General features: G+C 63.7%; 26 protein-coding genes and 2 pseudogenes. 13 read left to right on the top strand and 15 right to left on the bottom strand.

All coding sequences use genetic code 11. The annotated features are described in order from the left end of the window. Positions 1-163: 163 nt before the first annotated feature. Positions 164-1,048: an EamA family transporter gene (locus PQT43_RS00270; RefSeq protein WP_253165145.1), complete on the bottom strand. Its 885-nt coding sequence runs from the start codon at positions 1,046-1,048 to the stop codon at positions 164-166. A 115-nt stretch (positions 1,049-1,163) separates the two neighbouring features. On the opposite strand from PQT43_RS00270, the gene PQT43_RS00265 reads away from it, so the two are divergent. Further along, a complete protein-coding gene (locus tag PQT43_RS00265; protein WP_110595969.1) occupies positions 1,164-1,946 on the top strand; it encodes an AraC family transcriptional regulator in 783 nt (260 codons plus the stop codon). Positions 1,947-1,972: 26 nt separating this feature from the next. Here PQT43_RS00265 and PQT43_RS00260 read toward each other — a convergent pair whose 3' ends face one another. After that, positions 1,973-2,290 (bottom strand): hypothetical protein, encoded by a 318-nt coding sequence (locus PQT43_RS00260; protein WP_011059155.1) that lies wholly within the window; start codon positions 2,288-2,290, stop codon positions 1,973-1,975. Between the two features lie 367 nt (positions 2,291-2,657). Here PQT43_RS00260 and PQT43_RS00255 point away from each other — a divergent pair, with 367 nt between their 5' ends. The 5 genes from PQT43_RS00255 to PQT43_RS00235 all read left to right on the top strand — a co-directional run bounded on the left by PQT43_RS00255 (position 2,658) and on the right by PQT43_RS00235 (position 6,573). Further along, the gene (locus PQT43_RS00255; protein ID WP_272753377.1) at positions 2,658-3,128 is read left to right on the top strand and encodes a hypothetical protein; all 471 of its coding nucleotides are present in this window, start codon (positions 2,658-2,660) and stop codon (positions 3,126-3,128) included. A gap of 88 nt (positions 3,129-3,216) precedes the next feature. Continuing rightward, on the top strand, positions 3,217-3,705 hold the full coding sequence (locus PQT43_RS00250; protein WP_170001227.1) for a hypothetical protein: 489 nt from the start codon (positions 3,217-3,219) through the stop codon (positions 3,703-3,705). Positions 3,706-3,867: 162 nt separating this feature from the next. Next, positions 3,868-5,334: an ArnT family glycosyltransferase gene (locus PQT43_RS00245; protein ID WP_272753376.1), complete on the top strand. Its 1,467-nt coding sequence runs from the start codon at positions 3,868-3,870 to the stop codon at positions 5,332-5,334. A gap of 147 nt (positions 5,335-5,481) precedes the next feature. Next, positions 5,482-6,030 carry a hypothetical protein gene (locus tag PQT43_RS00240; protein WP_249735472.1) on the top strand — a complete coding sequence of 183 codons (549 nt, stop codon included), beginning with the start codon at positions 5,482-5,484 and terminating at the stop codon, positions 6,028-6,030. Positions 6,031-6,114: 84 nt separating this feature from the next. Beyond that, positions 6,115-6,573 carry a hypothetical protein gene (locus PQT43_RS00235; RefSeq protein ID WP_102878303.1) on the top strand — a complete coding sequence of 153 codons (459 nt, stop codon included), beginning with the start codon at positions 6,115-6,117 and terminating at the stop codon, positions 6,571-6,573. A 41-nt stretch (positions 6,574-6,614) separates the two neighbouring features. On the opposite strand, the gene PQT43_RS00230 is transcribed toward PQT43_RS00235, so the two are convergent. Next, positions 6,615-7,172, bottom strand: coding sequence for a pesticin C-terminus-like muramidase (locus tag PQT43_RS00230; RefSeq protein ID WP_102878302.1), 558 nt, complete (start codon positions 7,170-7,172; stop codon positions 6,615-6,617). A 168-nt stretch (positions 7,173-7,340) separates the two neighbouring features. Between PQT43_RS00230 and PQT43_RS00225 the strand changes: the two genes are divergently transcribed. From PQT43_RS00225 to PQT43_RS00215, 3 genes are all read left to right on the top strand, one after another. After that, positions 7,341-7,724 carry a transcriptional regulator gene (locus tag PQT43_RS00225; protein WP_102861053.1) on the top strand — a complete coding sequence of 128 codons (384 nt, stop codon included), beginning with the start codon at positions 7,341-7,343 and terminating at the stop codon, positions 7,722-7,724. Positions 7,725-7,805: 81 nt separating this feature from the next. After that, a complete protein-coding gene (locus PQT43_RS00220) occupies positions 7,806-8,462 on the top strand; it encodes a DUF2589 domain-containing protein (RefSeq protein ID WP_102878301.1) in 657 nt (218 codons plus the stop codon). Positions 8,463-8,533: 71 nt separating this feature from the next. Continuing rightward, positions 8,534-9,118: a DUF2589 domain-containing protein gene (locus PQT43_RS00215; RefSeq protein ID WP_102878300.1), complete on the top strand. Its 585-nt coding sequence runs from the start codon at positions 8,534-8,536 to the stop codon at positions 9,116-9,118. Positions 9,119-9,156: 38 nt separating this feature from the next. On the opposite strand, the pseudogene PQT43_RS00210 reads toward PQT43_RS00215, so the two are convergent. Then, positions 9,157-9,345 (bottom strand): annotated as a pseudogene (locus tag PQT43_RS00210) (histidine phosphatase family protein); the annotation flags it as partial. Then, positions 9,324-9,497 (bottom strand): hypothetical protein, encoded by a 174-nt coding sequence (locus PQT43_RS00205; RefSeq protein WP_272753375.1) that lies wholly within the window; start codon positions 9,495-9,497, stop codon positions 9,324-9,326. The gene PQT43_RS00205 and the pseudogene PQT43_RS00210, both read right to left, overlap by 22 nt. A 493-nt stretch (positions 9,498-9,990) precedes the next feature. Here PQT43_RS00205 and PQT43_RS31250 point away from each other — a divergent pair. Then, positions 9,991-10,869, top strand: a pseudogene (locus tag PQT43_RS31250) (methyl-accepting chemotaxis protein); the annotation flags it as partial. 42 nt (positions 10,870-10,911) lie between these two features. Beyond that, entirely contained in the window at positions 10,912-11,775 is an 864-nt protein-coding gene (locus tag PQT43_RS31245; RefSeq protein ID WP_442962462.1) for a methyl-accepting chemotaxis protein, read from the top strand. 264 nt (positions 11,776-12,039) lie between these two features. Here PQT43_RS31245 and PQT43_RS00195 read toward each other — a convergent pair whose 3' ends face one another. Then, positions 12,040-12,432 (bottom strand): DUF3077 domain-containing protein, encoded by a 393-nt coding sequence (locus PQT43_RS00195; RefSeq protein WP_253085860.1) that lies wholly within the window; start codon positions 12,430-12,432, stop codon positions 12,040-12,042. A 563-nt stretch (positions 12,433-12,995) separates the two neighbouring features. On the opposite strand from PQT43_RS00195, the gene gliR reads away from it, so the two are divergent. Further along, entirely contained in the window at positions 12,996-14,024 is a 1,029-nt protein-coding gene (gliR, locus tag PQT43_RS00190) for an AraC family transcriptional regulator GliR (protein WP_272753373.1), read from the top strand. A 6-nt stretch (positions 14,025-14,030) separates the two neighbouring features. Here gliR and PQT43_RS00185 read toward each other — a convergent pair whose 3' ends face one another. The 8 genes from PQT43_RS00185 to PQT43_RS00150 all read right to left on the bottom strand — a co-directional run bounded on the left by PQT43_RS00185 (position 14,031) and on the right by PQT43_RS00150 (position 23,436). Further along, the gene (locus PQT43_RS00185) at positions 14,031-14,399 is read right to left on the bottom strand and encodes a glyoxalase superfamily protein (RefSeq protein ID WP_110595960.1); all 369 of its coding nucleotides are present in this window, start codon (positions 14,397-14,399) and stop codon (positions 14,031-14,033) included. A 116-nt stretch (positions 14,400-14,515) separates the two neighbouring features. Beyond that, the gene (locus tag PQT43_RS00180) at positions 14,516-15,982 is read right to left on the bottom strand and encodes an N-acyl-D-amino-acid deacylase family protein (RefSeq protein ID WP_272753372.1); all 1,467 of its coding nucleotides are present in this window, start codon (positions 15,980-15,982) and stop codon (positions 14,516-14,518) included. Position 15,983: 1 nt separating this feature from the next. Next, complete coding sequence (locus PQT43_RS00175) at positions 15,984-16,844, bottom strand: MurR/RpiR family transcriptional regulator (RefSeq protein WP_102861044.1); 861 nt, start codon at positions 16,842-16,844, stop codon at positions 15,984-15,986. Continuing rightward, positions 16,845-18,194 carry a GntT/GntP/DsdX family permease gene (locus PQT43_RS00170; protein WP_102861043.1) on the bottom strand — a complete coding sequence of 450 codons (1,350 nt, stop codon included), beginning with the start codon at positions 18,192-18,194 and terminating at the stop codon, positions 16,845-16,847. Between the two features lie 216 nt (positions 18,195-18,410). Further along, the gene (locus tag PQT43_RS00165; RefSeq protein WP_267269344.1) at positions 18,411-19,856 is read right to left on the bottom strand and encodes a SulP family inorganic anion transporter; all 1,446 of its coding nucleotides are present in this window, start codon (positions 19,854-19,856) and stop codon (positions 18,411-18,413) included. Between the two features lie 195 nt (positions 19,857-20,051). Continuing rightward, complete coding sequence (ggt, locus tag PQT43_RS00160; protein ID WP_272753371.1) at positions 20,052-21,719, bottom strand: gamma-glutamyltransferase; 1,668 nt, start codon at positions 21,717-21,719, stop codon at positions 20,052-20,054. Between the two features lie 139 nt (positions 21,720-21,858). Continuing rightward, a complete protein-coding gene (locus PQT43_RS00155) occupies positions 21,859-22,770 on the bottom strand; it encodes a LysR family transcriptional regulator (RefSeq protein ID WP_170004350.1) in 912 nt (303 codons plus the stop codon). A 75-nt stretch (positions 22,771-22,845) separates the two neighbouring features. Next, entirely contained in the window at positions 22,846-23,436 is a 591-nt protein-coding gene (locus tag PQT43_RS00150; protein ID WP_102861039.1) for an NAD(P)H-dependent oxidoreductase, read from the bottom strand. A 203-nt stretch (positions 23,437-23,639) separates the two neighbouring features. Between PQT43_RS00150 and PQT43_RS00145 the strand changes: the two genes are divergently transcribed. Beyond that, complete coding sequence (locus tag PQT43_RS00145; RefSeq protein ID WP_102878289.1) at positions 23,640-23,954, top strand: putative quinol monooxygenase; 315 nt, start codon at positions 23,640-23,642, stop codon at positions 23,952-23,954. 9 nt (positions 23,955-23,963) lie between these two features. Here the strand turns inward: PQT43_RS00145 and PQT43_RS00140 are convergent, their stop codons facing one another. Next, the gene (locus PQT43_RS00140; RefSeq protein WP_272753370.1) at positions 23,964-24,728 is read right to left on the bottom strand and encodes a sulfite exporter TauE/SafE family protein; all 765 of its coding nucleotides are present in this window, start codon (positions 24,726-24,728) and stop codon (positions 23,964-23,966) included. Between the last annotated feature and the right edge of the window lie 77 nt (positions 24,729-24,805).

Genomic DNA, 24,805 nt, shown 5'->3' with positions numbered 1-24,805 from the left:
GAGGATAAGAAACCCGCCTGCGCCACCGACTGTAGCCGCTGCCGAGCCCGCGAGGCTGCGAAAAGGCCCACAGGGCCTTGCCTGACGTTTTCCACATAAACCTGTGATGGCGCGCCTCCTGCGACGGAGTGCCGCCCAGAGCGTTCGCAGCCTGCGGCAGCGGCTACAGGGAACGGCGCCCCAGGGCCGAAAACCGGCGCCAGTCGAACTGCCCCACTGCCAGCGCCAGCAGGATCAGGCCCATGGATACAGCCTCATCGACCCCGACCCGCTGCCCCAGGATCAACACCGACCCGGCCATGCCGAACACCGGGATCAGCAACGACAAGGGCGCCACCCGAGAGACCGGATACTCCCGCAGCAACAGGTTCCAGCCCCAGTAACAGAAGTGCGTTGCCGCATAGACCTGGAACATCAGGGACAAGGCCGCACTGACAGACACCTGCCCGGCCAGTTGCAGAAACGGCGCACTCCCATGGCTTATCCAGGTCAACGCCAGCAGCGGCAACGGCGCAAACAGGCTGGCCCAGACCACGAAGGCGAACACCTCGCGAACCCCACAACGCTTGATGATGACGTTGCCCACACTCCAGCTGAAGGCGCTCACCAGCAGCAAGGCGTAACCCAGGCTGGTGGCGTGCCCGGGGCTGTCGCCGATGATCCGCAGCAGCCCCCACAAAGCAATGGCCGTGGCCAGAACCTGCTGCCAGCGCAGGCGCTCGCCGAACAGCAACACGCCCCAGCCCAGGGAAAAAAAGGCGCTGAACTGGATCAACAGCGAAGCCGTGCCCGGAGCCACGCCCTGCTCAATTCCCAGGTTGATCAGCGCCCACATGGCCACGCCGAAAATCAGCCCGTAGGCCGCCAACCAGGCGAATGCCACCGGCGGGCGAGGTATCAGCCATACCCAGGGCAACGCCGCCAGGGTGAAGCGCAGGGCGGTGAGCAGCAATGGATCGATACTCGCCAGCCCAAGCTTGGTGATGGGGAAGTTCAGGCCCCACAAGGCCGTCACCAGCAAAGCCAGGAACAGGTGTTTTTTCTGCATGTCGCGCGGTCCAGGAAAGGCGGCCGCGAGCAAATCCCCGGCCGGGGCCGAACTATCGCCGGAGCACGCCATGGCCCGCTTGCAGTATCAGGTCAACTATCAGTAGATTCGGGCCATGCACCCTATCGATATCGATCCCTACGAAAACATCCCCCGAGACGCGCTGGTCACGGCCATCGACTATGCGGACGGCCAGTACTTCGCCGAACACCAGCATCGACGCGGGCAATTCGCCTACGCCGCCACCGGGGTCATCAGCGTCTACACCGAACAGGGCAACTGGGTGGTGCCGCCACAGCGGGCCATTTGGGTGCCGGCCGGGGTGACCCATGCCATGCACATGAGCGGGCCGGTGACCATGCTCAACACCTATGTGCGCCCCCGGGCAGCAAAGCGCCTGGGCTTACCGGAGCAATGCGAGGTGCGGGAAGTGTCCGAGTTGCTGCGCCAGCTACTGCTGCGGGCCATGCACCTCCCCACGCTCTACGCCAGGGACGGTGTGCCGGGGCAGTTGATGAACCTGCTGCTGCATGAAGTCGCCAGCATGCCGGCCTTGACCCTCAACGCCCCGCTGCCGGACGAACCGCGGCTGGCCAGGGTCTGTCGCGAGCTGCTGGAACAGCCATCGCTGGAGTTGGGGATCGATGCCATAGCCGAGCGCGCCGGCATGAGCCGTCGTACCTTCACCCGACTGTTTCGCCAGCACACCGGCATCAGTTTCGTCGAATGGCGCCAGCAGGCCTGCCTGTTGGCGGCCGTGGTGCGCCTGGGCCAGGGCGAGGCCGTGACCCGGGTCGCCAGCGACCTGGGCTACAGCAGCCCGAGTGCCTTCAGCAGTGTGTTTCGCAAGGTCCTGGGCGAGGCGCCCAGTCGTTACTTTGCCCGGGCCCGGGCCTGAAGGACCCGAGCCTGAGCGAGGCCGTGCTACAGGAACACGGCGGACAACATCCCCAGCGCACCGAGGCAGAAGCCGATCAAGGCGCCGCGCCCGGGCGCCTGCTGGAACAGCGCCCAGATCACCAGCGGCTCCAGAAGCAGCAGCGACGTCACCGAGACCACGGTGATGATCCAGATGTCGCCAACCGCCACGTAACCCAGCCAGTAGGCCGCCAGCAGGCAGATACCGCCCAGGCACATGATCAGCACCGGCAACGCCAGTTCGGCACCGGAGGTGTTGCCGGAATGGGCCAGCCGCGCCACCACCACTTCACTGTAGATGGCGCAAAACTCGCCCAGCACCATCAGCCCTACAGCAGAAACTCCGAGTAATTCTTTGGACATGTAACAAACCCCTTGGTATTGAGAGCCCGATTTTTCAGCTCCCAGGCATTGATCGCTCCGCTAACGGAGCCTGTATCTCGATGCGCAGGGGTACGGGGCAACTCGGTAATCGTCAGGAACTTGAACATGTCCATCTCCTTCTGGGTGGGTGACGCAAGCCGGGCCCGTGAACAGTCGACGGGCCGCTGCCTGTATAAGGGATTTTCTGCCCCGACGTCATCCACCAGAGAACATTGACCGCGAAAAAACCACGCAAACTCCACAATCAAACCGCCTGCTTGCCGATAGCCTGGGTCCGGTCATCCTCAGCCTGAAGCCCGTGCCCACCATGCCCCAAACGTCCAATTCCGTTCGCACCCTGAGCCCCTATCACTGGATCGCCACGTACTTCATCGGCGTTGCGGGACTGGCCTTGGCCCTGATGCTGGTGGTCAATCTGATCCTGCTGAGCACCAGCCAGACGCCGTGGCAATCGCTGCTCAACTCCCTGTCGTTCAGCGTGGCGGTGCTGATGGTGAGCCTGGTGCTGATTACCCTGATCGCCGCCTTGCCGTGCATCCTGTTCTTCTGGCTGGCCCAGCGCTTTATCTGGCGCCGCCTGTGGATCTACCTGGTGAGTGGAGCCCTGGCGGCGCAGTTCGCCATTCCCGTGATGACCCAGATGCTCCCCGAACTCTTCAATCTCCCGCACGGCGTCAGCGCTGCGCTGCACTATTTACAGCTGGCATCGATGTTCGGCGGCTGCGGGGTGTTTCTGGGGGTAGTGTTCTGGTGGCGCAGCGGGCGTCACTTGCGCTGAGCCGAGCCTTTATTCACCACCGGCCCGACGCCAAGCAACCCGCCCCTTGAGCAGGGCCAAAGCAGCCACCCATATAGCGATCTTTTCCATGTCCGTAACAACTCCACCCCAACGCAGCGTGCAGCCAGAAGACTGGTTCGCCGCCTACTTCATCGGCGTCACGGCCATGGCCGTGATCCTGGCCTTGCTGATCATGCTGGCGATGCTGGCCAGCGCCGGCTCGTTGAACGCAGACATCATTACCCAGACGCTGTTCGTGGGCCTGCTGACCCTGGTGGTCAGTGGCGTGCTGATCGGCATTATCACGGCCCTGCCCTGCGCCCTGTTCTTCTGGCTGGCCCAACGGTTTGCCTGGCGCAATGTGCTGATCTACCTGTTCTGCGGTGCACTGGCGGCGATGCCGACCATTCCCGTGGTAGCCAGCCTGGTGCCCTCCAGCTTCTATACCGACCGCTACGAGGATGAACCGCTACCCGACGGTTTGCCACGCTACCTGCCGCTGGCGCCATTGTTCGGCTGCTCGGGGGCTTTTCTGGGGCTGGTTTTCTGGTGGCGCAGCGGCCGTCATCTGCGCTGATCAACTCCCCAACACCGCGCGAGCCGGTCCGCCTGAGCCCTCAAGACCGAACCGCACCTTTTCCCCCTACTTGTTCACAATTTGTTAAGAGTTGCCTCCGTATACTTTTGCGCTTGCCCGCGGCCTTCCGGCTGCGCCCCTCGATCTGCCGGCGCAAAATTCATGTCACGACCCGCTCCGCTGTTGTTCCTGCTGGCCTGCCTGCTGTTCTTCTTCGCCCTGGGCAACCACCAGTTGCAAGGTTCCACCGAAGCCCGGGTCGCCGGGATCGCCATGGAAATGCACCTGGATGATGACTGGGTCACGCCGCGCCTGTTCGGCACGCCGTTTCTGGAGAAACCGCCCCTGAGCCTGTGGCTCGACGCCGGAGCCATCCGCGCCTTGGGCGGCACGCCGCTGGCGGTGCGCCTGGCCTCGGCCTTCGCCGGGCTGATCAGCGTGATGCTGCTGTACGCCATGCTGCTCCGCTTCGGCCGGCCGGCCACCCTGGCCGCGGTGGCCGGGCTGATGCTGGCGACCATGGCCAGTTACTGGAGCAACGTGCGCGGCGTGGGTGAAGATGCCCTGCTCAGCCTGGGGGTGACCCTGGCCCTGCTGGCGTTCTTTCAGGCCCAGCGCCGTCAGGCCGAGCAGCAACCGGCGCTGCTGGCCTGGCTGGCGTTCGCCGTCGGCATTGCCATCGCCACCCTGAGCAAGGGCGTGCTGGGCCTGGCCATGCCGGGGGTGGTGATCTTCGCCTACCTGCTGGCCGACAGCCTGATCGAAAAACGCTTCACCCTCAGCCACTGGTTGCGCCCCGGGTTGCTGACCCTGCTGGGCCTGGTGCCGCTGATGATCTGGCTGTACCTGCTCTACCAGCGCGGTGGCCTGCAAGCCCTGGGCGAAGTGCTGTGGACCAACAGCGTCGGGCGCTTCGGCGGCTCCTTTGTCGAGGCCGGGCACTACGAACCCTTCTATTACTACCTGGCCAAGCTGCCCCAGGCCTTCCTGCCGTGGAACATCCTGGTCTACCTGGGGTTGTGGCACTTTCGTAAAACCCTGGTGCAGAACCGCTACCTGCTGTTCTTCAGCCTCTGGTTGCTGGCGCAATTCACCCTGCTGTGCCTGGCCTCCAGCAAACGCACGGTGTACCTGATGTCCCTGACCCCGGCGGCGGCGGTGCTGGCGGCGGAATATGCCGCGGTGCTCTACCAGCGCCTGGCCCCGCGGGCCCTGGGCACGGGTTTCTGGAGTGCCGTGGGGCGCCAGCGCAAGGGCTTGCTGATAACGCTCATGGCCCTGGTGATCGGCGGCTATCTGGCCAACGCTCAATGGGCTGCGCCCAAGGCCGACCGCAAGCTGTCGTTCGTTCCGGTGACCGACCGGATCATGGCGTTGCAGGGTAGCGGGCACCAGCTGGCGCTGTACCAGGCCAACGAACGCATCGCCGGCGCCAGCGTGTTCTACACCCAGAGCCTGCTCAAGGACCTGCAGACCGAGGCGCAGTTGCTGGCCTTTCTCGCCGAATCGCCGCAGCACATGGCGGTACTGGGCGGCGCCGAGGCGCCCAAGCCGCCGTTGCAGATCCAGCAGACCCTCATGGTCGGCCGCCAGGCCTACTACTTCGTCAGCCTGGCGCCCGCCGGCTGAAGCGCAAAAAAACGGCACCTGAATCAGGTGCCGTTTGCCCATCCCCGCCGCCCATACCCCTTGAACCCTTTCCCGCTGATACCCGCACGCCGCCCTTGAAACCATGACTCCTGCCCAACGACGGGCAATCCACCCAAGGAGTCAGTCATGAGCATCACCGTTACCACCTCCACCCTGGACCAGGCCGTCGCCCAGAAGCGCTTCGACGATGCCTGCCGCTACCTGCGCCAATCCGATCTGGCCAACTTCCTCCTCGACGAGCTGATCGCCGTCAAAGAGGAACTGACCGTGGAAGTCACCAACTCCTCGGCGGCGGACAAGACCGACCGCTGGATTCCTCCGGCCGCCAACTCCACCACGTCCGCCGGACGCGTGGTGTGGAACCTCAAGTCCCAGGTGTACGCCATCGAAAAACAATACAAACAGCCGGACCTGAGCAACTTCCAGAAATTCCTCGCGCTGTTCGCCAGTGACCGGGTCGAGCGCCTGTCCCCGGCCCTGGTGCTGATGCATGAGTTGGGGCACGCCTGCCAGTTCCTCACCAACAAGGCCGAGTTCCGCAAGCAACTGGCGGACAAAAACATCCTTGAAGTGGAAAACATCAACGTCAACGCCATCGAGAACACCGTGGCCAAGGAGCTGACGGCGAAAAACAACAAGGAAGGCCTGCGCTGGGACTACCTCGACGCCCGCTGAGCCTTGTCCCCCGGCGATGCCCTGTCGCCGGGGTCCTCCCTGTGTTCGTGTCGGGCCCTAGCGGCCTGCAGAAGGAGTTGCCCCATGTTGATTCTGCGTTCACTGATCATCGGCCTGAGCCTGTTGGCCAGCGCCGCCCACGCCCTGGAAACCACCAGCACCCCGGCCGAAACCCTGAAGGCCTACGCCGCCACCCTGGGGAGCACCGCCGGCAGCAGCCAATGGCAGCAGCTGTGGAAACGCGCCCGGGACCAGGGCGCTTTCAATACCGCGGGCGAACAACCGCGCTTCACCATCACCCAGGACAAACTGCCGGACATGGCTCGCACCACCTTGAGCAATGCCAGCAGCGTAACCGCGCAAAACACCACCCAGGCGCTGTACCGCCATGAGTTTGCCACGCCCATCGGCCAGGCCCAGGGCAAGTCCCTCAAGGCGCTGTGCCTGTTGGTGGATTGGCGTTCGCTGCCCACCGGCACCCGGCCCGATGACACCAGCCACATGGGCAGTGCGAGCCTGCTGCAAATCATCCCCTGCCCCTGAAACCGACAAGCCGCCCAGGCCGTTAGCCTGGGCGGCAAGGCTCATGAAGCGATCTGCGAGCTCAGCAGATCGGCCTCCTTGCGCCGACGAGTGCCGTAGCTGTCGCCAAAGTTACGCAGGTTGGCCAGGGCACTGGACCAGTCGCGGGCCACCACCTGGGCCCAAAACTTCGGCGTGCGGCTGGCCAGGTCGCCGTACTGAAAGGCCACCGAGGCGATCACGGTCTGCATCGGTGCCGGCAGTTGGGCGAAATCCACCCCGCTGGCCTTGGCGTAGTTCGCCGCCAGGCGATCGACAAAGGGCGCCTTGAACGCCTCATCGATCAGCTCGGCCTCGTCACTGCCGATGCTCAAGGGCTGGCCATCGAGAAACGCCTTGGCCTTGAGCCCCGTCAGGCCCAGGTAGGGCGTCAAGCGCCGCACCAGATCTGCCGGCAGATTGAGCGCCTGCAAATCCTTCACCCCTCGCTGCCCCAGATCGAAGCCCGTGCCCACCGTGACCCCGCTCTTGCTGTTGGCCGCATCAGGCACATAACCGCGGGTCATGGCACCGCCTTCCAGAGCGGCGATAAAACTGAAATCAATCGCATAGCGTGACATGGATATTTCCTCCTCCAGTTGAAGAAAATCCAGTGCATCACCAGCGACCGATACAACATCAGAATGTAATAGTTCCCTTTAATAGGGGGGAAATTTCCCACTGAACAGAGGACGACACACCTCCTTAGGATCGAACCAGCTGTATTCATAATTCCAAGGAGGTACCAAATGGACGTGAAAGACCTCAGTCTTATCGATATTCGCCAGCTACCCCATTCACTCCAGGCCCTCATCGACTGCATCGGCCTGGAAAACGCCTACCGCCTGACACGTGAATACGGCGGCCGTCCTAAGTACATCCCCAAGCACGCCGAACGCACTTCGCTGGCGCTGATCCTGCCTCCCGATGCTCTCAACGCCCTGATCGAACGCTTCGCCGGACTGGCCCTGGAGATCCCCAAGGCCGACCACTTCTGCCGGCAGATCCGCAATCAGCACATCCAGCTGGAAAGCCTGGGAGGCATCTCCCGCAGCGTCCTGGCAGACAAGTACGGCCTGAGCCTGCGGCAGATCGGCAACATCCGCCGCCTGGAAGCCAACACTCACCGGTAATCGATTCCCGCTGAATCGGCGGCGCGGGCTTGCTTAAGGTGCAAGGGCGCAACTCGCGCATAAACGATAAGGAGATTGACCATGCCAGATATCGACAAGGGCTTGATCGGCGGCGTGATTGCCGCCCTGCCCCTGGACAAGATGATCACCGGTCCGTTGATGGCAATGATCCAGGCGCAGGTCGCCGCGAGCAAAGCCTATGCGGACTTCCTCATGGGTGTGTGTATCCAGAACGGCCAGGCGGTATCGGTGCAGTTCGACTACGACGAAACCCTGGTGGATGACCAGGGCGTCTACAAGGGTACGGTGAAGAAGTCGATGCGCATCCCGCTGCTGGCGGCCATCAGTCACCCCAACATCACCATCGAGGAAGGCTCCATCGAGTTCGAGCTGACCATCAGCCAGATGGCCGAGGACACCAGTTCCACTGAAGCCTCCGGCAGTTTCGAGGCGAAGATGGGCTGGGGCCCGTTCAGTGTTTCGGTCAAGGGTGCGGCGAGCCACAAATCCACGCAGACCCGCAAGACCGACACCCGGGCACGCTACGCCATCAGCACCAAGATCGTCCGCCAGGACCCACCGGAAGCCCTGATGCGGGTGATCGACTTCCTCACCGACGCCGCCACCAAACCGGTGATGCTGCCGAGCGCCACCGCCACCGACACCGACAAGCTGCCCACCGCCAACGCGCTGAAAATGCCCGATGCTCCGGCGGAAAACAGCGGCAACAAGCCCTGACAACCACGCTTGACCCACCCGCCCCGCCGCCACGGCGGGGCACTTCAGCCATCGAACAAGGAGCATGATCCATGGCGTTTTTTTCCCGTCGCAAGGAGCCCATGTCCGCCAGCGACCTGAGCCACATCACCCGTGGCATGCACCAGGCCGCCGCTGCGACCCACAACCTGATCGCCCAGCAATACATCAAGTTGTTCGACCAGTTCTTCGACTACAACGTCAACGACCTGGGTACGCCGATGAAGGCCAAGATGGTCGAGGTGGCCCTCAACGAACAGCACATCATCAACGTCCCGTTGATTGCCCTGGTCTCGCCCAAGGGCCTGGCCCTGCACAAGATGACCGTCGACCTGTCGGTGCGCATGCAGGGCACCGAACTGCAGAAGGCCAGCCACGACCTGGAGAATGGCGAGCTGCAGAGCGAGAAGTTTTTCGTCACCTTCGGCAGCGGCAAGCGCGAAGGCCAGGAGCGCGACCCGGACGAAGTGCAGATCTGCATGGAGTTTCGCGACTGCGAGCCGCCGGAGGCGATCCAGCGCCTGATCGAGGAGTTCACCAATCTGATCAGTCCACAACGGATCAATGAAGGTCCTGCGCCCGGCGCGCTGGCTACTGCGGCAACCCCTCCCGCAGATCCGGACCTGCTGGCCCCCTGAGCCTGATCACCGGCCGCGACGGCCGGCCCCGGGGGCCGTCAGGGCTTGAGGTTTACCGAACGCCAGTCACTGGCCTCGATCATCCCGAGCATCTTCGGCGCCCCGTTGAGGGTATCGGTAGACACGAACAGCGAGGCGCCGTAACCCAGGGTCGGGGTCGACAGTTTCAGTTCCTGCTCCAGTTGGTCCACGCATTCACTGTGGGTCACCAGCACCAGATTGCGGCCACGTTGCCGTGGGCCAGATCCGGCACCGCCGCTGGCTTGAGCAGGTACAGACTCAAGGGGAGCAGCAGCAACACGCCCAGCAGCGCCAGTGCATTCTTGTAACGGACCAGGGAACGCCTATTGGCCACCGCCAGCACGAGTCTTGTAACCACAGTCCTGCCGCCCTTTGAGGGTGATCCGGTTTTTTGAGCAGCGCGTAGCGAGGCTACAGAACCCGGATGACAATTGAGCGCTGCCGGGCACGCTGGCAGCAACCGGACCGACTCTAGGGCGCACACCGTGGGGGAGCGGTGAAATCAATGTGAAAAAAAGCTCAACGCACGGGTGGTTCATCCCGCAAAATAACCGTCCATCGCCGAAAACATTGTCTTGGGACAATGCGGACGAAATCGTTTCAGCTATGGCACATCCCGCCGATACACCCCCTACAAAACACCTTGCTGGTCACCAACAACAACAATCTTCCAGCCAACTCAAGATCAAGAAGAGCTATGTTCCTGGAGGAATTCAATGAGTAGTTGGTTTGCCAACATCAGCGTCAACCTTAAGCTGGGCCTGGGTTTCGGCCTGGTCCTGGCCCTCACCGGCATCCTGGCACTGACCGGCTGGACCAGTCTGGGCAACCTGATCGACCGCAGTAACTGGATGAGCGACATCACCCAGCTCAACAGCGGCCTGACCAAACTGCGGGTCACCCGTCTGCAGTACATGCTGGCCAACGGCGACGAAACCGCCGCCCAGGGCGTGCAGAAGACCCTGGATGATTTCAGCGCCCAGCAGAAAAAACTCCTGGCCACGTTCCAGAGCCCGGAAAACATCAAGCTCCTGCAAGGCCTGGGCGCGACCATCAGCGCTTATCAGGACTCGCTGAACAAGATGCGCAATGCCTACCGCACCGGCGACGCTGCGCGCCTGGCGATGAACCAGAACGCCGAACGCGCCAATGACCTGATCAATGGCATCAACACCTGGGTCAAGCAACTGCCACTGAGCGACGAGCGCTTTACGCAGTTCCAGGCCATCACCCAGGCCAAGGAAGCCTTCCAACTGGCGCGCTATGAAGTGCGCGGCTATGTCACCACCAACAACCCGGACACCGAACAGAAAGCCGTCACCCAGCTCAACGCGGCCATTGCCGAAATGGATCAGCTCAAGAGCCATTTCAGCAGCACCCAGCGTGATGCCCTGCAACAGCTGGAAACCGCACTGAGCGGCTACCGCAGCTCGCTGCAGGCCTTCAAGGTCGCCTTCACCGACGCCGTGCAGGCGCGCAAGGAAATGACCGAGCAGGGCGCCGACATCGTCAGCCGCAGCGACGCCCTGTACCAGATCCAGCTGGAGCGCCGCGATATCGAAAGCGCCCAGGCCCGCAGCCTGCAATTGATCAGCACCCTGCTGGCCCTGCTGGTGGGCGTACTGGCTGCCGTGATCATCACCCGGCAGATTACCCGTCCGCTGCGGGAAACCCTGGCCGTGGTAGAGCGCATCGCTTCGGGCGATCTCACCGAAAACCTGCGGGTGACCCGTCGCGATGAACTGGGCGTGCTGCAACAAGGCATCGTGCGCATGGGCGTGACCCTGCGCGAACTGATCGGTGGCATCCGCGACGGCGTGACCCAGATCGCCAGCGCCGCCGAAGAGCTGTCCGCGGTGACCGAAGAAACCAGCGCCGGGGTCAACAGCCAGAAAGTCGAAACCGACCAGGTGGCCACCGCCATGCACGAGATGACCGCCACCGTGCAGGAAGTCGCGCGCAATGCCGAACAAGCTTCCCAGGCCGCAGCCGCCGCCGACGGCGAAGCCCGCGAAGGCGACAAAGTGGTGGCCCAGGCCATCGAGCAGATCGAGCGCCTGGCCAGCGAAGTGGTGCGCTCCACCGATGCCATGACCGTGCTGCAACAGGAAAGCGACAAGATCGGCAGCGTCATGGACGTGATCAAGGCCGTGGCCGAACAGACCAACCTGCTGGCGCTGAACGCCGCCATCGAAGCCGCCCGTGCCGGTGAAGCCGGTCGTGGTTTCGCCGTGGTCGCCGACGAAGTGCGGGCCCTGGCCCAGCGCACCCAGAAGTCCACCGAAGAGATCGAAGAACTGGTGGCCGGCCTGCAGAACGGCACCCAGCAAGTGGCCACGGTGATGAACAACAGCCGCAGCCTGACCGACAGCAGCGTCGAGCTGACCCGCAAGGCCGGTGCCTCGCTGGAAAGCATCACCCGCACCGTGTCCAACATCCAATCGATGAACCAGCAGATCGCCGCCGCGGCCGAGCAACAGAGCGCCGTGGCCGAAGAGATCAGCCGCAGCATCATCAACGTGCGCGACGTGTCCGAACAGACCGCCGCCGCCAGCGACGAAACCGCCGCCTCAAGTGTTGAACTGGCGCGCCTGGGCGGCCAGTTGCAGATGATGGTCAGCCACTTCCGCGTCTGATTCGCGGCACGCCCCTTCGGTCCTGTAACCGCTGCCGCAGGCTGCGACAAGGACCGAAGGGCCTTCCTAGGCCCTCAAGAGCTTGAACAAGGGTGGCGGCTGCGTGCAGGCCTGCAATGCCAGGAAGAAGCAAACCTGGTGGATCCGAAAATCCGCCAGCACGCAACCGCCATTAATTGACACGGCTACAAGCGTGATTGCAAACACGCTTGATGTACCACTACCGGTTTAGGTTAGCCCGGTCCCTGCCGGCGACGTCCTGCCCTACCCCGCCGGTTTACTAGCGCCATCCAACAGCGCATCCACCACCGCCCGCGCCATCTCCACCGAATGAATCATCGACCAGATCAGCCCGCGCTCGATGCCGCTGGCACTGGTGATTTCGTCGGCCGTCTCTTCCGCGCACTTGAGCAGCAATGAAACGTGCAGCAGCGCCTCTTCGGCATTAAAGCCTTCACGTACCGCGAACAGCGGGCGACCCTCGCCATCCCGACAACCAAAGCGGGTGCTGCCAGTGGCAGTGAAGTGCTCATGCAAAGGGGGCGAAAGCGCGGTGTTTTGCAGCGCCTGTAGCAAGGTCTTGTTGGATTCTTCCAGCGCAGTGATCAACTCACGGCTGGGTTGCAGAACGGGTGGATCGGGAACGATTTTCTTCACGGCAAAACTCCTGGAGAAGTTGAACCGCCACGCATCGCTACCAAACGATCAAGGTGGCGGCCATACGCAGGTTGGTAGACCGGGACTCCAGGAAACCCAGCGCACACGAGGTGCCCTGCGCACAGCCGCCATAACACGTCGACAGATTAAGGCCTGTCGAAAGTCAGCGGCGCTTGTGCCTGAAGTGATGCGGGCTACCAAACCCGATCGCTGAAATGCAGCGACGGCCGAAGACTAGCCCTGGACATTCGATAGGCACAAGCCATGCAAACAGTTGAAATGTAACGGGTGGATTCTCGCGGAAATGCCCTACAAATCAAAGCGAAAATCCGCCATCAGAGGCAAACTTTATCGCATCCCTGTAGCCGCTGCCGCAGGCTGCGACAAGGCCCGCAGGGCCTTCCGAGGCCCTCAAGGGCGGCGTCCCCTTCGGGGCCGGTCGCAGCCTGCGGCAGCGGCTACAAGAAGCGGGGTCGCCGGCCATTTACAGCACTTGGGGTTTGCCCTTACCTTTCCCGGTCTGCGTCCTGCTGTCCGAAGGATCTGTCACCAGGAATATCTCGATGCCCAGCCTCGGTTTTACCTCGGTCCCACCCTTGCTCAAATATCTGCTCTATGCCGAACAATTGGGTATTGCCACGGCGCCGGCGCTGGTGGCGGCGGGGCTTGAGGCCGCGCAGTTGAACGACACCAGTCTGCGCCTGCCAGTGGAGGTACATGAGCGGTTGCTCGACTACTTCTGCCAGCATTCCGGCGACCCGCTGTTCGGGCTCAATTCGGCGCGCTTCGTCAAACCCAATTCCTGGAATGTGCTGGGCTACATCACCATGAACTGCGCCACCCTGGGCGAGGCCATGGGCCGCATCATGCCGTTCGAAAAGCTGGTGGGGGACATGGGCACCAGCCGGGCCGAGGTGGCGGGCGGTCAGGTGCGGTTGATCTGGAGCTGCCGTCATCGGCGCCCGGACATTCGCCGGCATCTGGTGGAAAACGTGCTCGCCTCCTGGCTGCTGTATGCGCGCTGGATCGCCGACTCGCAGCTCTCCCCCACTGCGGTGTGGTTCGAGCACTCGCTGCCGGAGTCGGCCGAGGTGGCGCAGTACGAGGCCCTGTTCGGCTGCCCGGTGCTGTTCGGGCAAGCCTGCTCGGCCCTGGTGGCACCGCTGCACTACCTGCAGTTGCCCTTGCGCCAGGCCGATGCGCGGCTGCTCAAGACCCTGGAGGATCACGCCCAGGCGATGATGGCCTCGTTGGCCGATGCGCCCCTGGCGTTGCAGGTGCAAAACGTGTTGCGCCAGTTGCTCAAGGACGGTCTGCCGCGCAAGGAGCAGGTGGCGGAACAGTTGCAGATGTCCGAACGCACGCTGCAGCGCCAGCTGCAACAGGCCGGCACGTCCTACCAACAGATTCTTGATGACTTGCGCCAGGAGCTGGCCGAGCACTATCTGCGCCACAGCGAGCTGTCGATCCAGGGGATCGCCGATTGCCTGGGCTTTACCGAATCCCGTTCATTTCACCGCAGCTTCAAGAGCCGCACCGGGTTGACCCCGGGACAGTTTCGTCAGGCCGCGCTGAACGCCGGCAAGGCCTGAGCCCGCTCAGACGCTGATGGCGTTGGTGAACACCAGCCGATTGCCGAACGGATCGCTGATGGTCATGTCCTGGCTGCCCCAGGGCATGGCCTGGATCTGCGGATGGGAAAAACGGTACTGCTTGGCCAGCAATTGCTGCTGGAAGGTTTCCAGTTCATCGGTCTCGATCCGCAGCGCCGCGCCCGGGGTGCAATCGCCGTGATGCTCGGACAGGTGCAGCACGCAATCGCCCCGGGACACCTGCATGTACAGCGGGAAGTTGTCCTCGAAGCGGTGCTGCCAATCGAGGTTGAAGCCCAGGAAGTCCAGGTAAAACTCCCGGGCCTTGGCTTCATCGAAAATCCGCAGGATGGGGGTGGTTTTGCCAAAGCTCATTGCATGACTCCCTGACTGAAATAGGCCGACTCTACAGGTGGCGATTCCCAGCACTTCGGCGCCGCGCAAGGATTCTTTAATGGCACAGCGCCATCACTGTGATGAAGATCAAAGAATCAGACTACGGATGTAAAGCCCCGGCGCAAATCCCCCTCTCGCGGTAAGAAACGTCCCGAGCGTTGACCGTTGGCCTGGCCCTCGGCGTAGCTGCGCACGCCATTGACCCAGACCCCGTCGATCCCTTGCGCGGCTTGCTGCGGGTGCTTGAAATCGGCCACGTCGCGCACCCGCGCCGGATCGAACAGCACCAGGTCGGCCCAATGCCCCTCGCGGATTTCGCCGCGCTGGTGCAGGCCAAAACGCGCCGCCGAAAGCCCGGTCATCTTGTGCACCGCGGTGTGCAGCGGGAACAGGCCCAGGTCGCGGCTGAAGTGGCCCAGGACCCGAGGGAAGGCCCCCCACAACCGTGGATGAGGGAAGGGATCTTCCGGCAGGCCATCGGAGCCGATCATCGACAGCGGATGGGCGAGGATGCGCCGCACGTCGCTTTCATCCATGCCGTAGTACACCGCCCCCGCCGGTTGCAGGCGCTCGGCGGCGGCCAACAGGCTGACGCCCCACTCGTCGGCAATCTCGTTCAGATCACGACCGCCCTGTTCGGGGTGCGGCGTGGACCAGGTGATGGTGATGCGGTACGCATCGGTGACTTGCTTGAGATCCAGGGTCGAGGAGCTGGCGGCGTAGGGATAACAATCGCAGCCCACCGGATGATCCTGGGCCGCCTGTTCCAGGGCCGCCAGCAGTTGCGGGCTGCGTCCCCAGTTGCCGGCGCCGGCGCATTTGAGGTGGGAGACGATCACCGGCGCCCGGGCCGCGCGACCGATCAGGAAGGCTTCGTCCATGGCCTCTAGCACCGGCTCGAACTCGCTGCGCAGGTGGGTGGTGTACACCGCCCCGAACGCCGTCAGTTCCTGGGCCAGTTGCAGCACTTCATCGGTCTCGGCGCAAAACGCGCTGGCATAGGCCAGCCCGCTGGACAGGCCGAGGGCGCCGTCCTCCAGGCTTTCGCGCAGTTGCTCGCGCATGGCCGCGATTTCGCCAGCGCTGGCGGTGCGATGCAGGTCCGAAAGGTGGTTGCTGCGCAGCGCCGTGTGCCCCACCAGGGCCGCGACGTTCACCGCCGGGCGCGCCTCATCCACCGCCGCGCGATAGTCGCGAAAGTGCGGATAGACAAACATCGAGCGCTCGCCCAGCAAGTTCATCGGGTCCGGCGGATCGCCCTTGAGGCTCACCGGCGCAGCGCTGATCCCGCAGTTGCCGACGATCACTGTGGTCACGCCCTGGCTGAGCTTGGGCAGCATCTGCGGCTGGCGGATCACTACGGTGTCGTCGTGGGTGTGCACATCGATGAAACCCGGGGCCAGGACCCGGCCGCCGGCATCGATCTCGTGCTCGGCGGTGGCGGCGCACAGGTCGCCGATGCGCTGGATGCGACCGTCGCCGATCGCCAGGTCGGCGGGATAGCCCGGGCGGTCGCTGCCGTCGATGATCAGGGCGTTGCGGATCAGCGTGTCGTAGCGCATGTCAGTCTCCCAGGGGCAGGCAGTCGTCGCCGCCCCGGTAATGGTCCAGGGCCAGCTTGATTCGCCGCAGGCGTTCCTGGCTGTCATCGGGCAGGGCCAGGGCCAGCTCGGTGGCCAGTACATCAATGGCCAGCAGCATGCCGTAGCGGGCCGCGGTGGGTTTGTAGATGAATGAGGTTTCGGCGCTGTGCAGAGGCAGCACCACGTCCGCCAGTTGGGCCAGGGGTGACTCGGGCAGGGTAATGGCGAGGATGCCGGCACCGTAGTTGCGGGCCAGGGCCACCGCGTCCAGCAATTCGGGGGTGATGCCGGTCAGGGAACAGGCGATCACCGCGTGTTGCGGCCCCAGGGCGGCGGCGGTCACCCGCATCATCACCGGGTCGTGGCAGGCGGCGATGGGGTAGCCCAGGCGCACCAGGCGCACCTGCAGTTCATCGCTGCACAGCGTCGAGCAGCCGCCCATGCCGAAGGCGTGGATCATCCGTGCGCGCCCCAGCAAGCGCACCGCATCGGCAAACTGCGTTTCCTCGAAACCGGCCAGGTGCTGATGCAGCGCAGACTCGATATCGCCCAGGATCTGCCGGTAGAAACCGGACTGCTCGGGCGCCCCCGCCGGGTCGAGAAAGCGGCTGCCGACACCGCTGGCCTGGGCCAGTTGCAGGCGCAGTTGGCGCAGGTCGCGGCAACCGACGCTGCGGGCAAAGCGCGACAGGGTGGCGGCGCTGACTTCGGCGCGCTGGGCCAGTTCGTCGAGGCTGGCGGAGGCGGCAAAGCCCACGTCGTCGAGCAGCAAGCGGGCGATCCGCCCTTCCCCGGCGCTGAAGTCATCCAGGCGCGAACGGATCTGATAAAGAATGTCCATCTACAACAGCTCCGCGAGTCCCAGGGTCAGGCCGAAGGCGATCAGCGAAATCAGCGTCTCCAGCACGGTCCAGGTCTTGAAGGTTTGAATGACGGTCATATTGAAGTATTCCTTCACCAGCCAGAAGCCACCGTCGTTGACGTGGGACAGAATCACCGAACCGGCCCCGGTGGCAATCACCAGCAGTTCCGGGTGGGGATACCCCAGGCCGACGGCTACCGGCGCCACCACCCCGGAAGCGGTGGTCAGGGCCACGGTGGCGGAACCGGTGGCGACCCGCATCAACACCGCAAACAGCCAGCCCATCCACAGCGGCGAGAGCTGGAATTCATGGGCCAGGCCGACGATCTGCTCGGTGACCCCGGAGTCGATGAGAATCCGGTTCAGGCCACCACCGGCCCCCACCAGCAAGGTGATGCTGGCGGTGGGCGCCAGGCACTCGTTGGTGAACTTGAGGATCGATTCACGGTTGATGCCCTGGGCCAGCCCCAGGGTCCAGAAACTCACCAGGGTGGCCACCAACAGGGCGATCACCGAGTTGCCGATAAACAGCAGGAACTGATTGAGCCCGGTGCCGGGCTCCGCCAGCAGGTTGGCCCAACCGCCGATCAGCATCAGCACCACCGGCAGCAGGATGGTGAACATGGTCAGGCCAAAGCTGGGCAGGCGCGCCCGGGGTTCGCGGGCAATGAACTGACGCTCCAGGGGGTTCTCGGCCGGCAGATGGATGTGCGGCACGATAAACCGGGCATACACCGGACCGGCGATGATCGCCGTGGGCACGCCGATCAGGATCGCGTACAGCAGGGTCTGCCCCACCGACGCCTGATAGGCCTGCACCGCCAGCATCGCCCCCGGGTGCGGCGGCACCAGAGCGTGGACCACCGACAGCCCGGCGACCATGGGCAGCCCCACCATCAGCAGCGACACCCCCACCCGCCGTGCCACGGTGAAGGCAATGGGGATGAGCAGTACAAAACCCACTTCGAAAAACAGCGGCAGCCCCACCAGAAAGGCGATACAGACCATGGCCCAATGGGCGTTGCGCTCGCCGAAGCGGTCGATCAAGGTCCGCGCCACTTGTTCGGCGCCGCCGGATTCGGCCATCAGCTTGCCGAGCATGGTGCCCAGGGCCACCACCAGGGCGATATGGCCCAGGGTCTTGCCGACCCCGGCTTCATAGGCACCCACCACACCGGACGGCGGCATGCCGGCCATCAGCGCTAGGCCGACGGACACCAGGGTGATGACGATAAAGGGATTGAGTCGGTAGCGGGCGATCAACACGATCAACGCAATGATGGCGACTGCGGCGTAGCCCAGCAGCCAATAACCCGTTGCGGGAGCCATGGTGTTCTCCTTGAAAACAGCGTCACTTTCGAATGGTTGTGAAACTCTTTAATCACTTAAGGAGTTTTGTTTCAAACCAAGTGAAACTAATTTTCGTAAAGAGGCAGGCCTTGTCGCGAACAGCTATGCAAAAGCGCGAGCGATGAAAATCGGTAGTGGCTATTTTCATCCCCGCGCATTGAAAAACGGGCGAGCACTGCCACTCGCCCCCGGGCTTCAGTCGTGTTGCACCCGGGCTCGTTTCAGCAGCTTCTTGCAGCGCTCCGACAGGTGCAGCACCCGCAGTTGCTTGCCGGCCTTGGCATAGCGCTCGCGCAAGGTTTTCAGGGCGGCGATGGCCGAGTAGTCGACAAAGCTCAGGTGGCGACAGTCGACGGTGACGTGCTGCGGGTCACCCGCCGGGTCGAACTGATTGAGAAACGGCGTGGTGGAAGCAAAGAACAACGTGCCGTGCAACTGATAGCGCTTGCTGCCGTCGGCCTCCAGGTGAGCGTCGGCGTACAGCTCGCGGGCCTGTTGCCAGGCGAAGTTGAGGGCCGCGATCACGATGCCGCAGAACACCGCCATGGCCAGGTCGGTGAAGACTGTGATCACGGTCACCGCGATGATCACCAGCACATCGTTCATCGGCACCTTGTTGATCACTCGCAACGAGGCCCAGGCAAAGGTCTGCTGCGACACCACGAACATCACCCCTACCAGCGCCGCCAGGGGAATGCGCTCGATCAGCGGCGACAGAAACAGCACGAACAGCAGGATCAGCCCCCCGGCCACAACCCCGGACAAGCGCCCGCGGCCACCGGAACTGAGGTTGATCACGGTCTGGCCGATCATCGCGCAGCCGCCCATGCCGCCGAACATCCCCGAGACCATGTTGGCCGCGCCCAGGGCCACGCATTCGCGGTCCGGGTAGCCACGGCTCTCGGTGATTTCGTCGGTGAGATTCAGGGTCAGCAGGGTTTCCAGCAGGCCGACCATGGCCATCAGGAACGCGTAGGGCGCGATGATGCCCAGGGTGTCCAGGTTCCACGGCACCTGGGGCAGCGCCAGGCTCGGCAGGCCGCCGGCGATGTGGGCCATGTCCCCCAGGGTGCGGGTCGGCAGGCCCAGCAGGTACACCAATGCGCCGACGCCGAGGATCGCCACCAGGGCCGGTGGCACCGCCCGAGTCAGGCGTGGCAGCAGGTAGACAATGGCCATGGTCAGCGCCACCAGCCCGGCCATCAGGTACAGCGCCTGGCCGCTGAGCCAGTGCTCACCGCTCTTGAAATGCTCCAACTGGGCCAGGGCAATGACGATCGCCAGGCCGTTGACGAACCCCAGCATCACCGGGTGCGGCACCATGCGCACCAACTTGCCCAGGCGCAGCAGGCCAAAGGCGACCATGACCAGCCCGCCCAGCAACACCGTGGCCAGCAGGTACTGCACGCCGTGCTGCACCACCAGGGCGACGATCACCACCGCCATGGAACCGGCAGCGCCGGACACCATGCCCGGCCGACCGCCGAACAGCGCGGTCAGGGTGCAGATGAAGAAGGCGCCGTACAGGCCCATCAACGGGTTGAGATGGGCCACCAGGGCGAAGGCGATGCATTCGGGGAGCAAGGCGAAGGAGGTAGTGAGTCCGGCCAGGACATCAGCGCGCAGACGTTTTGCTTTCATGGTTGACCTGATAGGCGGACCGGCGGACGCGGCCCGGGGGAGAGCAGAAAAAGGCGGGCAATGGTACGCAATTGCGTGGTCGGCGCCTAGACAGGCGAGCGGTCGGAGCCGGCTTACCGACGAAAGCGCCCCGACACCGAGTGCCGGGCTTGAGCGCGCCTTCGCCGGCAAGCCGGCGCTGACAGAGGGTTGTGGTTATTTGACGATCTTGCCGACACCACGACCGCGGGGGTCGGAAGCGGTTTCAAGCTGGGTGCCGTTGACCCGGATCGCCTGGATGTCGCCCATCTCCCAACCCTGGTCTTCCAGGGTGTAGCCCATGGTTTTCAGCTCATCGGCGACCTTGCCGGTGAGCGGCGCATAGGCGTCGTAGTAGATCGTGTCCTTGGGCAGCAACTGGTGATGCACGCGCTGCGCGGCCACGGCTTTTTCCAGGGGCAGGTTGTAGTCGTAGAGGTTGTTCAGCACCTGGAAGATCGAGGTGAAGATCCGCGAACCACCGGGGGTGCCCAGCACCAGGGTGACCTTGCCATCGCGGGTCACCAGGCTCGGGCTCATGGACGACAGCATGCGCTTGCCCGGGGCGATGGCGTTGGCATCGCCACCCACCACGCCGAAGGCGTTGGCTACGCCGGGCTTGGCGCTGAAGTCATCCATCTCATCGTTGAGCAAAAAGCCCGCCCCCTTGACCACCACGCCACTGCCGTAATCCCAGTTCAGGGTGTAGGTGTTGCTCACCGCGTTGCCCTGGGCATCGACAATGGAGAAGTGGGTGGTCTGGTGCGGCTCAAGCCCGGGACGCACTTTCTCGGTGGCCGAGATGGCATTCGGGTTGACCTCGGCGGCGCGTTTTTTCAGATAGGCCGGGTCGGTCAGCTGCTTGACCGGCACGTCGGAGAACGCCGGGTCGCCCAGGTAGTCGGCACGGTCGGCGAACACGCGCTTTTCAATTTCCGCCAGCAAGTGGATGTACTTGGCCGAGTTCAGCTCGACGCCCTTGAAGTCCGCGGCGCGCTCCTCCTTGATGCTGATCAGCTGCGCCAGGGCCACCCCACCGGAGCTGGGTGGCGGTGCGGTGTACAGGGTGTTGCCACGGAAGCTGACCTGCAGCGGCTGGCGCCACTGGACCTTGTAGTCCTGCAGGTCCTGCTTGGTGATCAGGCCCTTGTCGGCCTGCATCTGCGCCACCAGCAAGTCGGCGGTCTTGCCGCTGTAGAACTCCTTGGCGCCCTGGTCGGCGATGCGTTCCAGGGTCGCGGCCAGCTCCGGCTGACGGAAGGTTTCACCGGGTTTCATGCTGCCGAAGTAATCGCCGAAGTTGGTGCTGCCGTTGAACAGCTTCAACGCATCCTCGCGGTACTGGTACTGCTTGTCCGCCACCTTGAAACCGTTTTTCGCGTAACCCACGGCCGGGGTGATCAACTCGCTCCACGGCAACTTGCCGAACTTCTGGTGAGCTTCCCACAGGCCCATCACGGTGCCCGGCACCCCGGCGGCGCGCGCGCCCACCAGGCTCAGGTTCTCGATCACCTCGCCCTTTTCATTCAGGTACATGTCCCGGGTCGCGGCCTTGGGCGCGGTTTCCCGGTAGTCGAGGAAGTAGGGTTTGCCGTCGACGAACATCGTCATGAAACCGCCGCCGCCGATGTTGCCGGCTTCGGGGTAGGTCACTGCCAGGGCGAAGGCCGTGGCCACCGCGGCGTCCACCGCGTTACCGCCTTTCTTCAGGATCTGCGCCGCGACATCGGCGCCGTACTGGTTGGGCGCAGCCACCGCGCCGCCTTCCAGGGTCACGGCGAACGCCGAACTGCTGGCGACGATGGCGGCCGTCAGGGCCAGGGTCTTGAACAACAGGATGCGCATAAAGTCCTTCCTTTTCTTGTTTTTGAACGGCAAGAACCTTAGGCCCGAGACGGGGGTTTGAGCAATCGCCAATCGTGGCACGAACGTCCCAAGCCTCAGCCATGGATAACCTACGGGTGATAGGCGGGGAACGGGGCTTTCAGCCCTGGAACTCGGGGTGGGCGTAATCGGCCAGCTTGCCCTGGATGAAATCCAGGAAGCACTGGATGCGCAGGGCCAGTTGCGAGTTGCGGTAGTACACCGCGTTGATCGGCTGGCGGTAGCCGCTGTTGAACGAGGCCAGCACCGGTTGCAGGCGCCCGGCGCGGATGTCGTCGATGGTCATGAAATGCGACAGGCAGGCAATCCCCTGCCCCTCCAGCGCCAGGTGGCGCAAGGTCTCGCCGCTGGAGGCACTGATGTCCGGCTGGATCTGCCAGCGATCACCGTGCACATGGCGCAACGGCCAGTGGTTGAGGGTTTCGGTCTGGGTGAAGCCGAGCAAGGTGTGTTCGGCCAGTTCGGCCACGCTGTGCGGCGTGCCGTGGCGGGCCAGGTAATCGGGGCTGGCGAGGATATGCAGCGGGCTACAGCCCAGGGAGCGGGCATGCAGGGTCGAGTCCGCCAGCACGCCGATGCGGATGGCGATGTCAGTGCTCTGCTCCAGCAGGTCGATGATCAGGTCGTTGCTGTTGAGTTCCAGCTGGATGTCCGGGTACAGGCGACGGAACTCGGCCACATGGGGAACGATGGCGTGCAGCATGAAAGGCGACGCGGCGTTGATCCGCAAACGCCCGGACGGATTGCGCTGGCGCGAGGACAGGCGCTCTTCGAGTTCGTCCATCTGATCGAGAATCAGCTTGGCCTGCTCGAAGAAGTAGCGCCCTTCTTCGGTCAGGTCCATGCGTCGAGTGGTGCGATTGATCAGCGTGGTGTCGAGCTTGGCCTCCAGCCGCGACAAGGTGCGACTGACCGCCGAAGGGGTCTGGGCCAATTGCTCGGCGGCGGCGGAAATCGAACCGCACTCGATGACGCAAACCAAGACTTGCAACTCGTCGGATCGGGCTTTCACGGGAGTCCTTTATCGGCGCGGGTGGGCCCTGGATAAACCGCAGGCCCGCTTCAAGGCGCTCAATAGTAGCCGGATTCAGCCCTGGAGATTGAACACCGCCTTGAGGTGCTCCGCGTAGCGCTGCACGTCGGCTTCGATGTTCGGGCGCTTCATCACGTCGACACAGAGGAAGGTCGGCAAACCGCGCATGCCGAGGAACTGGTTGGCCTTGTGGAACGGGAAGTACACCGCGTCCACGCCCTTGGCTTCGAAGAAGTCGGTCGGATCGTCAAAGGCCTGCTGCGGCGCGTTCCAGGTCAGCGACAGCATGTACTGCTTGCCCTGGATCAGGCCGCCGCTGCCGTATTTCTGCGAGGCGTCGGAACGGGTCCGGCCATCGCTGGCGTAGAGGCTGCCGTGGCCTTCGGTGAAGACTTCGTCGATGTACTTCTTGACGATCCACGGCGCGCCCATCCACCAGCCGGGCATCTGGTAGATGATCACGTCGGCCCAGAGAAACTTCGCCACTTCTTCCTGAATGTCGTAGCCCTCGTCGATATGGGTGACCTTGACCTCCAGGCCACCGCGATCCAGCACCGCCAGGGCGGTGTCGTGCAGGGTGGCGTTGTAACGGCCATCGGAGTGGGCGAACTGTTTGGCGCCATTGAGCAGCAGTACTTTTTTCATGATCCGGCCTCATCGGGGACAGCCCATCGCGCATCGGCAGCGACGGGTTGTGAAGGTTGCAAACGATGGCGGCAGGTTAATCAGGCAGGGAGCGGAGAATAAGCCCGGGTTGCTCAAAATACATTTGACTAAAACGCACGAATCGACAGCCGATCTTTGCCTTAGGATTTTCAGCACCTTCCCCGTCAATGAGTGCTTTGCGCATGTCCACGCCCCAGGCCTTTATCCTTCACGCCAAGACCCGTCCCGAGCGCGCCGACGCCTTCCAGGCGTTCTTCCTGAGCCATGTCGCCGCCAGCCGCGCTGAAGCTGGCTGCATCGAGTACCACATGCTGCAGGACCGGGAAGACCCGAGCCTGTTCATCTTCTACGAGGTCTGGGCTTCCCAGGAGGCGCTGGATAGCCACTCTGGCCTGCCGCACATGCAGCAGTTTCTCGACGCGCGCATGGACTACCTGGAGCGCGACTTCGAGATCCGCGCCATCGACATGCTCAGCCCGGCCGCGGCTGGCCGCTGAGCCAAAGGTCTAGCCGCTGATCAACAGATGCCCGCCCAACAGCCCCAGGCCGATGAAGAACACCCGCTTGAACAGCAAGGTGCTGATGCGCTGGCGCAACCATTGCCCCAGCCACATGCCCAACAGCGCCGGGGCCAGGGTCAGCAAGGAAGCCCCCAGCTCGGCGCCACCGAGGGCGCCGCGCCACAGCAGGCCGGCGGCCAGGGCCAGGGTCGACACCGTGAACGACAGGCCCAGGGCCTGCACCAACTGATCCTTGTTCAAGCCCAGAGCCTGCAGATAGGGCACCGCCGGGATCACGAACACACCGGTGGCCGAAGTGATGACCCCAGTGACCAGCCCGCACAGCGGCGCCAGCCAGCGCTCCTGGGCCGGCGACACGCGCCGGGTCGGCAACAGCAGGCCGCTCAGGGCATACAGCAGCAACGCCGCGCCCAACCCCCGCACCACCCAATGCCCGCCCTCGATGCCCAGCCACAATGAACCGGCGGCCGTGCCGACGACGATCGCCAGCAACATCGGCCACAGGCGCTTGAGCAAGGCCGGCAGGTGCCCGCCAAAGGCCAGTTGCCAGAGATTGGTCAGGGTCGCCGGAATGATCAGCAAGGCTGCAGCCTGCGCCGGAGCCATAGCCAGCCCCAACAGCCCCATGGCGATGGTGGGCAGGCCGAGGCCGATCACCCCCTTGACCATGCCGGCCAGTACGAAGGTGCCGATGACTAGCAGAGAAAGGGCCAGTCCGAGGTTTTGATAAAACGCGAGAGAGCTGTTCATGGGCCTATCCTGCGCCCTACCCGCCGAGCTGAAAATCTGCCATATACTGAGCCAGCCTCTTGTCAGGCAATAGGCAC

The sequence above is a fragment of the Pseudomonas sp. BLCC-B112 genome (assembly GCF_028550695.1).
Classification (GTDB): Bacteria; Pseudomonadota; Gammaproteobacteria; order Pseudomonadales; family Pseudomonadaceae; genus Aquipseudomonas; species Aquipseudomonas danubii.
Note: the sequence above shows the minus strand (reverse complement) of the source record. Positions and strands in the feature narration are given on the sequence as shown.